Here is a 16,647-nt window from a genome sequence, read left to right on the forward strand (position 1 = left end):
ATGGAATTGGATGTTAAACAGTTGAAGAGCTTAGCCCTGGCATACATGGGGGATGCCGTGTATGAGGTGTATATTCGAGAGCATCTCCTTCGAGCGGGGCGTGTGTTGCCAAATCAGCTGCACCACCATGCGGTAACCTTCGTATCAGCAAAAGCACAAGCAGCGATTATTTTACATTGGCTGGAAACAAGCTTTTTAACGTATGAGGAAGAACGAGTTGTTGCCCGCGGACGTAATGCTAAATCGGGGTCTGTTCCGAAAAATACCAGTGTTCAAACCTATCGATATAGTACTGCGTTCGAGGCTTTAATAGGCTACCATCATTTATTAGAAAATAAGAATCGGTTACAGACACTGTTATCAGACGCTGTCAGGTTTATCGAGGAAAGGAGCTGATTGAATGGACCAGGAACTTATTATTGGAAAAAACCCGGTTATCGAGGCATTACAGTCTGGCAGGTCGGTAAATAAATTATTGATTTCCGAACAACTGAATCCAAACGTACAAGGAAAATTAAAACAGCTTGCCAAGGAAGCGAACACGCTGGTGCAAAAGGTGCCAAAAAATAAACTGGACAAGCTGGCAAATGGCAATCATCAAGGTGTTATTGCGTATGTCGCGGCTTATCAATACGCTTCCATCGATGATTTATTTGCTAAGGCTAACCAGCGTAAGGAGCCACCTTTCTTTATTATTCTGGATGAGCTGGAAGACCCGCATAATCTAGGATCGATTTTGCGGACAGCAGATGCAGCGGGGGTACATGGTGTGATTATCCCTAAGCGGCGTTCGGTAGGGTTAACGGCAGTGGTTGCAAAAACAGCTGCAGGAGCACTGGAACATGTTCCGGTTGTCCGGGTGACCAATATTGCGCAGATGATTGAGTCGTTAAAGGCCGAGAATATCTGGGTTGTTGGTACGGAAGCGGAAGGCACCGAAGACTATCGTTCCCTTGATGGCTCAATGCCAATCGCTGTCGTCATTGGTAATGAAGGTAAGGGGATGAGCCGGATCGTGAAGGAAAAGTGTGATTGGACTGTCAGCTTGCCCATGGTTGGTCACGTCTCCTCGCTGAATGCTTCTGTGGCATGCAGCTTATTACTGTATGAAGTATTTCGAAAGCGACATCCGCTTGGAGAATGACCGATGAATGTAATTGTAGTGGACGGATATAACATTATTGGTGCATGGGGGGAACTGCAGCGGCTGAAGGAAAAGGACATGGCACAGGCGAGAGATCGTTTAATTGAGCAAATGGCTGAGTACAAAGCATTTACTGGCCAGCGGGTAATTGTTGTGTTTGATGCTTATTTTGTCAAGGGTCTGGCCAATAAACGTAACGAGCATAAGGTAGAAATTATTTATACAAAAGAAAAGGAAACGGCGGATGAATGCATTGAACGGATTGTAAAGGATTTAAAGCATGTCGATAATCAGGTATATGTAGCGACCTCTGATTATGCGGAGCAACGTACCATTTTTGGACGCGGTGCATTGCGTAAATCTGCGAGAGAGTTGCTAATCGAGTTGAAAAATATTGAATCAGAGATTGAGGAAAGTATTGATCACTATGTAAAGGAAAAACCACAACGAAATATACCGTTTGAGAAAAGCGTATTAGAAGTGTTTGAAAAGTGGCGTCGCGGTGATAACTAAAATTAAGGACATACTGAGAAATTTCTGCATAAAAGACGAAGATCATAGGATGGGAATTTAGAATGTTACTTTATCAACAGGTGGATCAATACGCAGTTGATGGAAATTACGACGTAACTTGAAATTATGTTCGATGCTTTACAGCCGCTACGGGAAAACCCTGCGCTTCCCGCGGGCTCGGGCTGAGCCTCCTCCTCGCAAAGACTGTTCCCTGTGGGGGTCTCAGCGTTTTCGCTTTCCGAGCCAGTTCACGCACGTTTCTGGCCTGTTTTCTTCCAAATGATTATGAAAGGTACTTTTTTCAGTGATCTCTTTGTTTTCCAGCAGGAATCTCCGTTCCCCTTCGCTAGTATAGTGTACTAAAACACTTTCCGCGCAACATCATGATAGATAAAGTGAAACTTCATTCAATGGGTGTCTTATTGACTGTTAAGGCGGGATAAAATCAAATCCTTTGTTTTTCTACTAATTTGGTTGAACTATGCAAGCGGTTACGGTATACTGTCTCTATGGACTGTTTATAGTCGGGGGGTCGTGTATTTGGTGAGTGTCAAGCAAATAGAGACATATCATAACAACCTGCAAATGCTTGATGATGATGCGATCATCCAATTGATCCAGAACGGAAATAGTCATGCACTTGACTTCTTAATTCATAAATACCGAAGTTTCGTACGCGCAAAAGCACGTACCTATTTTTTAATTGGTGCAGACAAAGAGGATATTGTTCAAGAAGGGATGATCGGTCTTTACAAAGCAATCCGGGACTTTGATGGGGACAAGTTATCCTCATTTAAGGCATTTGCGGAACTTTGTATAACCCGGCAAATTATTACGGCGATTAAAACGGCGACAAGGCAAAAGCATATTCCGCTTAATTCCTATGTTTCCTTGGACAAGCCTATTTATGATGAGGAATCTGACCGTACGTTGCTCGATGTCATTGGGGGTTCCAAAGCGATTGACCCGCAGGAACTGCTCATTAACCGAGAACGGTATGGGGATATGGAAGATAAGTTATCTGAATTATTAAGCGACCTGGAAAGTCGGGTGTTGAATTTGTATTTGGATGGCCGGACATATCAGGAAATATCTGTGGAGTTAAAACGTCATGTGAAGTCTATTGACAATGCATTGCAGCGGGTGAAACGCAAATTGGAACAACTGATTGATTCGAGTGAAATCAGTCTATGACGATCCGTTGACATTACTGGTTAACAATGCTACATTAATGTAGGAAGTTTGGACGTGTAGCTGGCATAGATCAGCAGCTTTTTATGTTGTGAAATCCCTGTTTCGGGGGTGGGAAGATGAATAAGAAAGTGGCGTTAGCGTGTGCAATATGCTCAAGCCGAAACTATACAACCGATAAGAATGCATCAACAAAACCCATGCGATTGGAAGTACAAAAATATTGCAAAACATGCAAAAAACATACATTACACCGTGAAACAAAATGAGATCACGGTAGCAATAAATTTGGGGGACAGGCACATGAAGATCTTTTCTTTTTTTAAAAATGTGACACGGGAAATGAAGAAGGTCAGCTGGCCAAAAGGAAAAGAATTATCAAGCTATACGATAACGGTTATTTCGACTGTTGTATTTGTTGCTGTTTTCTTCACATTAGTCGATCTGGGACTAACACAGATACTAGAATTGTTTTAACTGAATAATAATGCTATATTTATGCTATAATGATAATTAAATAAAACTTTCGTTAAAAACCCGGTTTATCGGGTTTTTTAATATGGTTTTAGAAAGGGCTTTTGAAATTTTGGCCTGGTTTAGGGTGAGGAATCGATCCGACCTCCTGCCTTTAACCTCTGGCATCTGAAAAGGAGGGAAGGACAAGGTAGTTTGTCCTGTTCTAATGGAGAAAAATTGGTATGTGGTTCATACGTATTCGGGGTATGAAAACAAAGTAAAAACAAATTTGGAAAAACGCGTGGAATCAATGGGGATGGAAGATAAGATCTTCCGTGTGATTGTTCCAGAGGATGAGGAAACGGAAATTAAGAACGGGAAAAAGAAGGTATTGAAGAAGAAATTTTTTCCTGGTTATGTGCTGACGGAAATGATTATGACGGATGACTCGTGGTATGTTGTAAGAAATACTCCGGGTGTCACCGGGTTTGTCGGTTCGAGTGGTCATGGATCAAAGCCGACACCGTTGTTGCCTGATGAGGTAGACACTGTATTGAAGCGGATGGGAGTGGCCGAACCTGTTGCGCAAGTTGATTTTGAAATTAAGGAAAATGTGACGGTTACGGATGGTCCCTTTGAAAACTTTACTGGGACGATTGAGCAGATCGACGTTGATAAACAGAAGGTTAAAGTTCATGTCAATATGTTTGGCAGAGAGACCCCTGTTGAGTTAGACTTCGCACAAATTAAAAAGTTATAATAGAGGTAGAATAAAATACATGCAGACATTAATAGAATTGGGATGTTCAATCACGTATGAGTGCAAGTGGTTTTGCTGACTTTAGTAGAAATGTGAATAAGAAAACTTGCATTCTTTGTTGATTCGTGCTAAAATTCTTTTGTTATTTATGACCTCGAAGATTAGTTGAGGGAAATGGCAAATATGAGTGGGAGGGGCAAACCCTATTACCACATCACGGACTTTAAGGAGGTGTGTCTCGTGGCTAAAAAAGTAATCAAATTAGTAAAACTGCAAATCCCCGCTGGAAAAGCGAATCCGGCACCGCCAGTAGGACCGGCATTAGGTCAAGCAGGTGTGAATATTATGGGATTTTGTAAAGAATTTAATGCGCGTACGCAAGATCAAGCTGGTATGATTATTCCGGTAGAAATCACGGTTTTTGAAGACCGTTCATTTACATTTATTACAAAGACTCCGCCCGCAGCTGTTTTGTTAAAGAAAGCAGCCGGTATCGATACTGCATCAGGTGAGCCAAATCGTAATAAAGTTGCAACTGTAAAACGCGACAAAGTAAAAGAAATTGCGGAAACAAAAATGCCTGACTTAAACGCTGCCGATGTAGATGCAGCAATGCGTATGGTTGAAGGAACAGCAAGAAGCATGGGCATTTCGATAGAAGATTAACAAAGAAGGCCAAAGCGGCTGTCTAACAATGTGTTGTTTAAATGCCGTTGCCAGATGTAACTTTATCCCGTCTTAACGGGCAGTAAGACCCCCCACTTCAAGATTTTGAGGTGGAACGAAAAAATAAGTAGGGTCAACTGCATAACAAAGGTCCGATTCTGTTCGGGCCTGCACGGTGCAGGTCACAAAGGCGTTGCAACACTGACGTTCTAGTTCTTAGCCTTTGTTCTCCTGTCTCGGTGGGGGAGAAAGGGAAACCCCACTGAATGAAGTTTCACTTTATTGACGGCGCAGGTTGCGAGAGCGTTTTTTGCCCTTCGCAGCCTTTTTCGTGAAAGGGTGCAGCAGATAGGTGTTGAAGCTTCGTGTTAAACGAAGCCGGCACTACCCCTGGCATCCGAAAAAACAGTATACCTGTTTTTTAAGTGGGAGGTCTAACCGCTATAAACCACAAACCATAGGAGGAAATAAAATGGCTAAAAAGAGTAAAAGGTATCAAGAAGCAATCAAGCTTGTTGATCGTTCAAAAGCATATGAAATAAACGAAGCTGTTGCTTTGGTAAAAGAAACAGCGAAAGCAAACTTTGATGAAACGGTTGAAGTGGCATTCCGTTTAGGTGTAGATCCGAAGAAAGCTGACCAGCAAATCCGCGGTGCTATGGTGTTGCCGCATGGTACTGGTAAGACGCAACGTGTGCTTGTTTTTGCGAAAGGTGATAAGGCCAAAGAAGCAGAAGCTGCTGGTGCAGACTATGTAGGAGATCAGGATATGATTAATAAAATTAATCAAGGCTGGTTTGAATTTGACGTGATCGTTGCTACACCAGACATGATGGCTGAAGTTGGTAAACTGGGACGTGTACTTGGACCAAAAGGCCTGATGCCTAACCCTAAGACCGGAACAGTAACTTTTGAAGTAGAAAAGGCTGTTAACGAAATTAAAGCTGGTAAAGTGGAATACCGCGTTGATAAATCATCTAATATCCATGTGCCAATCGGAAAGATTTCATTTGATAATGAAAAACTTGTCGATAACTTCATTGCACTTGCCGAACAGATGATCAAGGTTAAGCCGCAGGCGGCTAAGGGTGTTTACATGCGTAATGCTAACATCACATCAACCATGGGTCCTGGAATTAGAGTGGATATCTCTAATTACCGTTAAGGACAGGGTTGACTTTTAGTTCGCTATTCGCTATACTAAATAGCGTTAAAAATAGAATACGTTATACCGTAGACAGCAGGTGCGAGTAACTCGCTTAATTTCCCGCCGAGGTGGTTAAGGACAAATATAATTATCATTGATAAACATTTGTTAAGAGAAACCCGCATGTCTACATGTGGGTTTCTCTTTTGATGCCCGGTATGATGAACATTACTAGGAGGTGGAATAATGCCAAATACGAATATTATCGAGCAAAAGAAGCAGCTTGTTCAGGATATTGCTGATAAGTTTACTGCAAGTCAATCGACAGTATTAGTTGACTACCGTGGTCTTGATGTGGCTGAGGTTACAGAATTACGGAAACAGCTTCGTGAAGCAAATGTAGAATTTAAAGTTTACAAGAACTCGATGACAAGCCGTGCTGCTGAGTCAGTTGAGCTTGGGGAACTTACAGATATATTGGTAGGTCCAACAGCCATTGCATTCAGTAATGATGATGTGGTTGCACCAGCTAAGGTTTTGAACAAATTCGCCAAAGAACACGACGCTTTAGAAATTAAAGGTGGTGTGATTGAGGGAAAAATTGCGACTCTCGAGCAAATTAGTGAGCTTGGTAACTTGCCAAACTACGAAGGTATGGTTTCCATGTTGCTTAGCGTATTACAAGCTCCTATTCGCAACTTTGCATATGCTGCAAAATCTGTTGCAGACCAAAAAGAAGAACAGGGTGCGTAATGTACGACCAGCGTTAGAATAAATGAATAAAAAATTAGGAGGAACAAATCATGACAAAAGAGCAAATTATTGATGCTATTAAAGAAATGTCTGTTTTAGATTTAAACGATCTTGTTAAAGCAATTGAAGAAGAATTTGGCGTAACAGCTGCAGCACCAGTTGCAGTAGCAGGTGGCGCTGGCGGCGGAGAAGCTGCTGAAGAGCAAACGGAATTTGATGTTGTACTTGAAAGTGCTGGAGATTCCAAGATTAAAGTTGTTAAAGCTGTTAAAGAAATTACTGGTCTTGGTCTTAAAGATGCGAAAGACTTAGTAGATAATGCTCCAAAAGCAATTAAAGAAGGCGTTTCTAAAGAAGAAGCCGACGAACTAAAAGGTAAACTTGAAGAAGTTGGAGCAACTGTTGAAGTGAAGTAATACATGATAAAAGCTCGCCGGATTATCGGCGGGCTTTGTCATGCATTATGAAACCCCGCATGAATGACGAAACGTTTCCTGAAACAAATGATTTATCCCACTCTTAATGGGCAGTAAGACTTCCGCTTCGAGATTTTGAGGGGGAACCAAAAAATAAGCGGGTGAGGAAAGGAACCCCCGCTTAATGAAATTTCACTTTATAATACAACGGTAAAAGTGGATCGTATTCGACTCAGAGAGAAGGGGAACTCCAGTAAAACAGGATTTTACAGTTTCTTCCTGATCCGTTACACAATGATTAAAGCAGGTGCCCAAAATGGCAGAGCATTACTTTTCACAACAACCCCAATCGAAAAGTTCACCCAAGACATGGAGTTATCAACTTAAAGAAAAAGTATATACATTTACAAGTGATCATGGCGTATTTTCTAAAAATGAGGTTGACTATGGTACCCGTTTACTGATTGAGCAATTCACCGAACCCAAGGTGCAAGGGCGTTTGCTGGACCTTGGCTGTGGATACGGGCCAATTGGTGTGTCCGTGGCAGATCATTTCCCGAACCGACATGTAACGATGGCTGACATTAATCAACGAGCTTTAAACCTGGCACAGGAAAATGCAGCAATGAATCATGTGGATAATGTTGATTTTGTAGCGAGCGATCGATTTACCAATTTGGCTGACCAAACGTTTGCCGCCATCTTGACCAATCCGCCAATAAGAGCGGGTAAACATGTCATTCACAAGATGTATGAAGAAAGCAAATTAGCTTTAGTAGATCAAGGTGAATTATGGGTGGTTATTCAAAAAAAACAAGGAGCGCCATCGACAAAAGAAAAATTGCACGTATTGTTTGGCAACGTTGAGGCAATAGCCCGATCGAAGGGATACTTTATTTTGCGCGCAATAAAGTGACCGTCAGAGTAAGTCGCACCTGATGGGTTAAACGGAAACGGTATTGACATTACAGCATTTTTAGTCTTTAATGTTTGACCTTGTAATTTTGCTATGGTATTATAGTAAAATGCTAATATGGGATTACCCTTGTCAAGAGGTATTTTCATGGAAAAGAAACGTATATTTTATCGGCAATCGGAGACAATGGTAAAATGGTTTACGTGTCTGAACAGATAAGTATGGAGAGAAATGTAGTTGATTTTTGTTAAAAGCTACGTCTTTTTTGATTCTTATCGATGGAATCTTTATCTTTGCTGATTACTTGGCAAGGTTAGCAGATTGCTTTTTTATGCACAATTTATGATTCGAAAAATATAAACTGAAATGAACGCGTATTTCAGCTTATGTTTTTCTAAATATAATAGTTGTTTTTCAGGATTATGCGATGAAAAATGATGGATTTGAGAGGTGAAGCAGTTGACAGGTCAACTAGTTCAATATGGACGGCACCGCCAACGCAGGAGCTATGCTCGCATCAGTGAGGTATTGGAATTACCCAATTTAATCGAAATCCAAACCGCTTCCTATGAATGGTTTTTGGAAGAAGGATTACGGGAGATGTTTCAGGATATCTCGCCAATTGAGGATTTTACAGGGAACCTATCATTGGAATTTGTTGATTATAGTTTAGGTGAACCCAAGTATCCTGTTGATGAATCAAAGGAACGAGATGTTACCTATAATGCTCCGCTTCGTGTGAAGGTTCGTTTAATTAATAATGAAACAGGCGAAGTAAAAGAGCAGGAAGTGTTTATGGGAGACTTCCCGCTTATGACAGATACGGGCACATTTATCATCAATGGGGCAGAGCGTGTCATCGTGTCACAGCTTGTTCGCTCTCCAAGTGTCTATTATAACGAAAAAATTGATAAAAATGGGAAAAGAGGCATCACCGCAACCGTTATTCCAAACCGCGGGGCATGGCTGGAATTTGAAACCGATGCGAAAGATGTTGCATATGTCCGAATCGATCGAACACGTAAATTACCAATTACCGTGTTATTACGTGCGCTTGGATTTGGAACAGATCAGGAAATCATCGATCTGATCGGTGAAAATGAGTACTTGAAAAATACATTAGATAAAGATAATACGGAAACAACCGAGAAGGCATTGCTTGAAATCTATGAACGCTTGCGTCCAGGTGAGCCGCCAACAGTAGATAATGCTAAAAGCTTATTAATTTCACGTTTCTTTGATCCAAAGCGTTATGATCTGGCTCATGTTGGCCGATACAAAATGAACAAAAAACTGCATATCAAAAACCGTTTGTTCAACCAAGTGTTGGCAGAGCCGGTTGTCGATCAGGAAACTGGCGAGGTGCTGGCACAAAAAGGTGACCGTTTGGAACGGAAATTGCTTAACAAGATATTACCTTATTTGGATAAAGATGAGGATATGCTTGGTGAACAAATTCTTGAACCGCATGAGGGTGTATTAGAAGACCCGATCCGCGTCCAAACAGTTAAAATTATTGACCCGACAGATCCAAGCGGGGAAAGGGAATTAACTGTTATCGGCAATGCAGGGATTGAAAATAGCGCTAAAAATATCACGCCTGCTGATATTATATCGTCTATTAGTTATTTCTTTAATTTATTGCACCGGGTTGGTGATACAGATGATATTGATCATCTTGGTAACAGAAGGCTGCGTTCTGTAGGAGAACTGCTGCAGAATCAGTTTCGCATCGGGTTGTCCCGAATGGAACGTGTTGTACGGGAGCGTATGTCGATTCAGGATACATCCAGTATCACACCACAGCAATTGATTAATATACGTCCAGTGATTGCTTCGATTAAGGAATTTTTTGGAAGCTCCCAACTTTCTCAATTTATGGACCAGACAAATCCATTGGCGGAGCTGACCCATAAACGTCGTTTATCCGCTTTAGGACCTGGTGGATTAACGCGTGAACGTGCTGGAATGGAAGTTCGTGACGTACACTACTCCCACTATGGCCGTATGTGTCCGATTGAAACACCAGAGGGGCCGAACATTGGTTTGATCAACTCGTTATCCAGTTATGCCAAGGTGAACAAGTTCGGCTTTATCGAAACGCCATATCGTCGGGTTGATCCGGATACAGGCAAAGTAACAGCGCAAATTGATTATCTGACCGCCGATGAGGAAGATAATTATGTTGTAGCCCAGGCAAACGCCGATTTAAGTGACGATGGGACCTTCATGAGTGAAGAAGTTTTAGCCCGTTTTCGTGGGGAAAACACGGCTGTTCCAAAAGAGCAGATAGATTATATGGACGTATCGCCAAAACAGGTGGTCTCCGCTGCGACAGCATGTATTCCGTTTTTGGAGAATGATGACTCCAACCGTGCATTGATGGGTGCAAACATGCAGCGACAAGCAGTGCCATTGATGAATCCGGAGGCGCCAATTGTCGGAACAGGAATGGAATATGTTTCTGGAAAAGACTCTGGTGCAGCGATTATTTGCCGCCATGAAGGGGTAGTTGAACACGTTGAAGCAAAGGAAGTACTTGTTCGCCGTGTGGCAGAAGTTGATGGTAAAGAAGTAAAAGGTGACTTGGATCGCTATAAGTTACAGAAATATATCCGCTCGAACCAAGGGACATGTTACAACCAGCGTCCAATTGTCAGTGCTGGCGACAGGGTAACCAAAGGGGAAATCCTTGCTGATGGTCCATCCATGGAGAAAGGGGAACTGGCACTTGGCCGTAATCCGCTCGTTGCGTTTATGACCTGGGAAGGCTACAACTATGAAGATGCGATTATCATGAGTGAACGCCTTGTTAAAGATGATGTCTATACCTCGATCCACGTAGAGGAGTATGAGTCGGAATCACGTGATACCAAGTTAGGGCCAGAGGAGATCACGAGAGATATTCCAAACGTTGGAGAAGAGGCATTAAAAAATCTCAACGAACAGGGAATTATCCGTATTGGAGCTGAAGTAACGGATGGGGATATCTTAGTTGGAAAAGTGACCCCTAAAGGTGTAACCGAATTATCTGCTGAGGAACGCTTGCTTCATGCCATTTTTGGTGAGAAAGCCCGCGAAGTACGTGATACCTCACTAAGGGTGCCGCATGGTGCTGGCGGAATCGTACTAGATGTAAAGATTTTCAACCGCGAAGACGGGGATGAATTGCCTCCTGGTGTGAATCAGCTTGTTCGTGCATATATCGTCCAAAAGCGTAAAATTCATGAAGGAGATAAGATGGCAGGCCGTCATGGTAATAAAGGGGTTATCTCCAAAATATTACCAGAGGAAGATATGCCATTCTTACCAGATGGTACACCGGTAGATATTATGCTTAACCCATTGGGGGTTCCATCGCGAATGAATATTGGACAGGTGTTTGAATTACACTTGGGTATCGCCGCAAGAAGATTAGGTATTCATGTGGCAACACCAGTATTTGATGGTGCGAGGGAAGAAGATGTATGGGAAACACTAGAAGAATCCGGCATGCCTAGAGACGCAAAAACGGTATTATATGACGGAAGAACGGGTGAACCATTCGACAACCGTGTTTCCGTTGGTGTCATGTATATGATTAAGCTGGCACACATGGTTGATGATAAATTGCATGCACGTTCAACCGGTCCGTATTCACTTGTTACCCAACAACCGCTCGGTGGTAAAGCACAATTCGGTGGACAGCGTTTTGGTGAGATGGAAGTATGGGCATTGGAAGCGTATGGAGCTGCTTATACACTCCAAGAAATTCTAACCGTGAAATCGGATGATGTTGTCGGTCGGGTGAAAACGTACGAATCGATTGTTAAGGGTGATAATGTACCTGAACCGGGTGTTCCGGAATCATTCAAAGTGCTAATCAAAGAGCTGCAAAGCCTTGGGTTAGATGTTAAAATTCTTTCGAGTGATGAAGAAGAGATCGAGATGCGAGATATGGAAGAAGAAGAAACCCAATCCGCAAGCAAACTGAATTTAGAAGTGGAACAAAATTAATAACAATCGGGATGTTGGTTCTAATTCTTAAGCCAGCATCTCGGTTTTAGGCATAAGAGCAAAGGCGCTGGAGCCGAGCGTGGCTATCACTGAAAGTAAGATCAACAACGGCAAATTTTATACCGTCTTTACTTTTAAGAAATCGGACACTAAAAAGGGAGGTAGGCCCCTTGCTAGATGTAAACAACTTTGAGTATATGAAAATTGGTTTAGCTTCATCGGAGAAAATCCGCTCATGGTCATATGGTGAGGTAAAAAAACCAGAAACAATTAATTACCGTACGTTAAAGCCGGAAAAGGATGGCCTTTTTTGTGAGCGTATTTTCGGTCCCACAAAGGACTGGGAATGTCACTGCGGTAAGTATAAGCGGGTACGTTATAAAGGTGTTGTGTGTGATCGTTGTGGTGTAGAAGTAACTAAGGCAAAGGTACGTCGTGAACGCATGGGACATATTGAGCTTGCTGCACCAGTTTCACATATATGGTATTTTAAAGGAATTCCAAGCAGAATGGGGCTCGTCCTGGATATGTCGCCTCGTGCATTGGAAGAGGTTATTTATTTTGCGGCATATATTGTAACGGATCCGGGGAGTACACCGCTGGAGAAAAAACAATTGTTATCCGAGAAGGAATATCGTGCATATTACGATAAATACGGCAAGTCCTTTAAGGCCCAAATGGGTGCTGAAGCAATTCGTAAACTGCTTGAAGATATCAACCTTGAAAAAGAAGTAGATATGTTGAAAGAAGAATTGAAATCAGCACACGGACAGCGCCGTACCCGTGCAATTAAGCGGTTGGAGGTACTGGAGGCATTTCGTCATTCAGGTAACGAACCAGGCTGGATGGTCATGGATGTATTACCAGTCATTCCGCCAGAAATTAGACCAATGGTACAGCTGGATGGCGGTCGGTTTGCAACGTCCGATTTGAATGATTTGTACCGTCGTGTGATTAACCGTAATAACCGGTTGAAGCGTTTATTAGATCTTGGGGCACCAAGCATCATTGTTCAGAACGAAAAACGTATGCTGCAAGAAGCAGTTGATGCCTTGATTGATAATGGCCGCCGCGGTCGTCCGGTAACAGGACCAGGTAACCGTCCGTTAAAGTCGCTGTCGCATATGTTAAAAGGTAAGCAAGGCCGATTCCGGCAAAACCTGTTAGGAAAACGGGTTGACTATTCCGGCCGTTCTGTTATCGTTGTTGGTCCGCATTTGAAAATGTACCAGTGTGGTCTGCCGAAAGAAATGGCATTGGAATTGTTTAAACCGTTCATTATGAAAGAGTTGGTTGAAAAAGGTATTGCACACAATATTAAGTCAGCCAAACGAAAGATCGAACGGGTTCATCCAGAAGTATGGGATGTGCTGGAGGATGTTATCAAAGAACATCCGGTATTGCTTAACCGGGCACCAACCTTGCATAGGCTTGGGATTCAAGCATTTGAGCCAACCTTGGTTGAAGGCCGTGCCATACGGTTGCACCCGCTTGTATGTACAGCATATAATGCAGACTTTGATGGGGACCAAATGGCAGTACACGTACCATTATCGGCAGAGGCACAAGCAGAAGCACGTATTTTGATGCTTGCCGCACAAAATATTTTGAATCCAAAAGATGGAAAACCGGTCGTTACACCGTCCCAGGATATGGTTTTAGGAAACTATTATCTAACGCTTGAAAGAGAAGGTGCGATTGGTGAGGGTACAGTATTTAAGGACATTAATGAAGCGCTGATAGCCTATCAAAATGGGTATGTACATTTGCATACACGAATTGCTGTTCATGCATCAAGTGTTCACAACCAAACCTTCACTGAGAAGCAGCAAAACCAGCTGATGCTGACAACGGTTGGGAAGTTAATCTTTAACGAGATTCTATCGGACTCGTTCCCATATATTAATGAGCCAACAAAAACAAATCTGGAGCTTCATACACCAGAAAAGTATTTTGTTGAAAGCGGAACGGATGTCAAAGAAGAAATTAAAAGCCGTGAGCTTATCAAACCATTTAAAAAAGGTTTCTTAGGAGATATTATCGCGGAGGTATTTAAGAAGTTTAAGATCAGTGAAACTTCCAAGATGCTTGACCGTATGAAAGACCTAGGCTTTAGTTATTCTACCAAGGCGGGTATGACGGTCGGGGTATCCGATATTGTGGTGTTAAAAGAAAAAGAGACTATCCTGGAAGAGGCGCAACATAAAGTAGATAATGTGTTAAAACAGTTCCGACGTGGTCTGATTACGGAAGAGGAACGGTATGACCGTGTTATTGGCATCTGGTCACAAGCGAAGGATACCATTCAGGATAAACTGATGGAGTCGCTGGATAACCGAAACCCTATTTTCATGATGAGTGATTCTGGAGCGCGTGGTAATGCGTCAAACTTTACACAGCTAGCAGGGATGCGTGGTCTGATGGCCAACCCGGCTGGACGTATTATTGAACTGCCAATTAAATCCAGCTTCCGTGAAGGATTAACCGTACTTGAATACTTTATTTCTACACACGGAGCACGTAAAGGATTGGCGGATACCGCATTGAAAACTGCTGATTCAGGTTATCTGACAAGACGTCTTGTTGATGTCGCTCAGGATGTCATTGTCCGTGAAAATGACTGTGGAACCGACCGGGGATTAAAAGTTTCTTCCTTGATGGACGGTACCGAAATGATCGAACCATTGCTTGATCGCCTCATTGGCCGAACAGCGTTTGAAACGGTTCGTCATCCGGAGACAGATGAAGTTATCGTTGCATTTGATACCGTCATTTCAGAGGATCAGGCAAAACAAATCGTGGAAGCGGGTATCGAGGAAGTTATCATCCGTTCCGCATTCACATGTAATACGAAACATGGTGTTTGTAAAAAATGTTACGGTCGCAATCTGGCCACTGGTGCGGAAGTTGAAGTTGGTGAGGCAGTCGGAATTATCGCTGCACAATCGATTGGTGAGCCAGGTACCCAGTTGACGATGCGTACGTTCCATACTGGTGGGGTTGCTGGTGATGATATTACCCAGGGTCTCCCACGTATTCAAGAATTATTTGAAGCCCGTAATCCAAAAGGTCAGGCTGTGATTACGGAAATTTACGGAACGGTCAAGGAAATCAAAGAAGTGAAAGATAAACAAGAAATTGTGATTCAAGGCGATGTAGAGGAAAAATCCTATGCAGTTCCATACAATGCACGGCTTAAAGTATCGCTTGACGATAAAGTAATTGCCGGGCAGGAGTTAACAGAGGGTTCCGTCGATCCAAAGGAATTACTTCGTGTTCAAGGTGTCGATGGCGTCCAAAGTTACTTGCTGCGTGAAGTGCAACGCGTATACCGCATGCAAGGGGTAGAAATAGGTGACAAACACGTGGAAGTTATGGTAAGACAAATGCTGCGCAAAATCCGCGTGATGGACGGTGGAGATACAAACGTTCTACCAGGTTCATTGCTGGAAATTCATCAGTTTAAAGATGCCAACTATGATGTCCTAAACGATGGAAGGCAGCCAGCAGTTGGAAAACCAGTACTGCTTGGAATCACCAAAGCATCGTTAGAAACCGATTCGTTCTTGTCTGCCGCATCGTTCCAAGAAACAACTCGTGTCTTGACAGATGCTGCAATTAAAGGAAAACGCGATGAGCTTCTTGGCCTGAAGGAAAACGTCATTATCGGTAAATTGGTGCCAGCCGGAACTGGAATTGACCGGTATCGCAAAATTGAAGCAGCCGTAGACAAACCACAACAAGAAGAGCAAGAAGAAATCGTACAATAAACAATCGTTTTCTAAAAGCTTGTTACTTTTGAATGTTGAGAAATTGCTTAGATACTTGTCTACCGGGATACATGTCGCTTCATGGAAGCAAGTATTTCGGTAGCGAGCTAAGTAAATGATCAATACCAACAAAAAACACATGACACAAATAGGGAAACAAAAAAACGTAATCGGGAGCACGAAAATGAATAATGGCTGTTGACATTAAAAAAAGACAATGGTACTATATTCAAGGTGCTTCCGGTTATTACTTGTTTGCTTTGGAGGATATTACGATGTCTTATGAAAAAGTAACTCAGGTTCAATCGCGATTAATAATCGGAGTAAAGCAGACGCTTAAAGCAATGGAAAAAGGCGTTATCAGTGAAGTAATTATTGCAAATGATGCCGATCAGCACATGACGGATCGTGTTATGCGTTTGGCTGAGGATCTTGATATTCCAATAATTCGTGTCTCTTCGATGAAGAAGCTTGGCATGGCTTGCGGAATTGATGTCGGTGCATCAACTGTGGCAATTAAACAAGATTAGTTTTGGCGAGTCGAGTCTCGTGAAAGCTTTGTTTTTTGCTAAAAAATGAACCACCTGGATATGTGGTCTTACAAAACCCCGAAGACTGGTGGCTCGCTACTAACTATTTCACGTAATAAATGGGAAGGGAGGATATCCAAATGCCTACAATTAATCAACTTGTACGTAAAGGACGTGTGAGCAAGACAAAGCAATCTGACTCACCAGCACTTAACAAGGGATATAACAGTTTCAAGAAGTCATTTACCGATCAATCTTCTCCACAAAAACGCGGGGTATGTACGCGTGTGGGAACATTGACACCAAAGAAACCGAACTCAGCACTTCGTAAGTATGCACGTGTTCGCTTATCAAACAATATAGAGGTAACAGCTTATATTCCTGGAATT

General features: G+C 42.5%; 15 protein-coding genes, 1 pseudogene and 1 other annotated feature. All 16 genes and pseudogenes read left to right on the forward strand.

Annotation, left to right across the window (positions count from 1 at the left end; translation table 11 throughout):
- Entirely contained in the window at nt 1-396 is a 396-nt protein-coding gene (locus tag WMZ97_RS12540) for a Mini-ribonuclease 3 (RefSeq protein WP_343272436.1), read from the forward strand.
- 4 nt (nt 397-400) lie between these two features.
- A complete protein-coding gene (gene rlmB / locus WMZ97_RS12545; RefSeq protein WP_343272437.1) occupies nt 401-1,144 on the forward strand; it encodes a 23S rRNA (guanosine(2251)-2'-O)-methyltransferase RlmB in 744 nt (247 codons plus the stop codon).
- A 3-nt stretch (nt 1,145-1,147) separates the two neighbouring features.
- Nucleotides 1,148-1,657, forward strand: a complete 510-nt coding sequence (locus WMZ97_RS12550; RefSeq protein ID WP_343272438.1) for an NYN domain-containing protein — start codon at nt 1,148-1,150, stop codon at nt 1,655-1,657.
- A 543-nt stretch (nt 1,658-2,200) separates the two neighbouring features.
- Nucleotides 2,201-2,851 carry an RNA polymerase sporulation sigma factor SigH gene (sigH, locus tag WMZ97_RS12555; protein ID WP_343272439.1) on the forward strand — a complete coding sequence of 217 codons (651 nt, stop codon included), beginning with the start codon at nt 2,201-2,203 and terminating at the stop codon, nt 2,849-2,851.
- 116 nt (nt 2,852-2,967) lie between these two features.
- Entirely contained in the window at nt 2,968-3,117 is a 150-nt protein-coding gene (gene rpmG / locus WMZ97_RS12560; RefSeq protein ID WP_343272440.1) for a 50S ribosomal protein L33, read from the forward strand.
- 34 nt (nt 3,118-3,151) lie between these two features.
- On the forward strand, nt 3,152-3,325 hold the full coding sequence (gene secE, locus WMZ97_RS12565) for a preprotein translocase subunit SecE (protein ID WP_343272441.1): 174 nt from the start codon (nt 3,152-3,154) through the stop codon (nt 3,323-3,325).
- A gap of 205 nt (nt 3,326-3,530) precedes the next feature.
- Entirely contained in the window at nt 3,531-4,064 is a 534-nt protein-coding gene (gene nusG, locus WMZ97_RS12570; RefSeq protein WP_343272442.1) for a transcription termination/antitermination protein NusG, read from the forward strand.
- 240 nt (nt 4,065-4,304) lie between these two features.
- The gene (rplK, locus tag WMZ97_RS12575; RefSeq protein WP_343272443.1) at nt 4,305-4,730 is read left to right on the forward strand and encodes a 50S ribosomal protein L11; all 426 of its coding nucleotides are present in this window, start codon (nt 4,305-4,307) and stop codon (nt 4,728-4,730) included.
- Between the two features lie 472 nt (nt 4,731-5,202).
- The gene (gene rplA, locus WMZ97_RS12580) at nt 5,203-5,895 is read left to right on the forward strand and encodes a 50S ribosomal protein L1 (RefSeq protein ID WP_343272444.1); all 693 of its coding nucleotides are present in this window, start codon (nt 5,203-5,205) and stop codon (nt 5,893-5,895) included.
- Between the two features lie 48 nt (nt 5,896-5,943).
- Nucleotides 5,944-6,090, forward strand: a sequence feature (ribosomal protein L10 leader region).
- Between the two features lie 33 nt (nt 6,091-6,123).
- A complete protein-coding gene (gene rplJ, locus WMZ97_RS12585; RefSeq protein ID WP_343272445.1) occupies nt 6,124-6,630 on the forward strand; it encodes a 50S ribosomal protein L10 in 507 nt (168 codons plus the stop codon).
- Between the two features lie 50 nt (nt 6,631-6,680).
- The gene (gene rplL / locus WMZ97_RS12590; protein ID WP_343272446.1) at nt 6,681-7,046 is read left to right on the forward strand and encodes a 50S ribosomal protein L7/L12; all 366 of its coding nucleotides are present in this window, start codon (nt 6,681-6,683) and stop codon (nt 7,044-7,046) included.
- Nucleotides 7,047-7,362: 316 nt separating this feature from the next.
- Nucleotides 7,363-7,962: a class I SAM-dependent methyltransferase gene (locus WMZ97_RS12595; RefSeq protein WP_343272447.1), complete on the forward strand. Its 600-nt coding sequence runs from the start codon at nt 7,363-7,365 to the stop codon at nt 7,960-7,962.
- Nucleotides 7,963-8,421: 459 nt separating this feature from the next.
- Nucleotides 8,422-11,958: a DNA-directed RNA polymerase subunit beta gene (rpoB, locus tag WMZ97_RS12600; RefSeq protein WP_343272448.1), complete on the forward strand. Its 3,537-nt coding sequence runs from the start codon at nt 8,422-8,424 to the stop codon at nt 11,956-11,958.
- A 170-nt stretch (nt 11,959-12,128) separates the two neighbouring features.
- Nucleotides 12,129-15,728, forward strand: coding sequence for a DNA-directed RNA polymerase subunit beta' (gene rpoC, locus WMZ97_RS12605; protein WP_343272449.1), 3,600 nt, complete (start codon nt 12,129-12,131; stop codon nt 15,726-15,728).
- Nucleotides 15,729-15,919: 191 nt separating this feature from the next.
- A complete protein-coding gene (locus tag WMZ97_RS12610; RefSeq protein ID WP_343272450.1) occupies nt 15,920-16,258 on the forward strand; it encodes a 50S ribosomal protein L7ae-like protein in 339 nt (112 codons plus the stop codon).
- A 140-nt stretch (nt 16,259-16,398) separates the two neighbouring features.
- A pseudogene (locus WMZ97_RS12615) lies at nt 16,399-16,647 on the forward strand (30S ribosomal protein S12); the annotation flags it as partial.

The sequence above is a fragment of the Lentibacillus songyuanensis genome (assembly GCF_039548255.1).
GTDB classification, from domain to species: domain Bacteria; phylum Bacillota; class Bacilli; order Bacillales; family Amphibacillaceae; genus Lentibacillus_C; species Lentibacillus_C songyuanensis.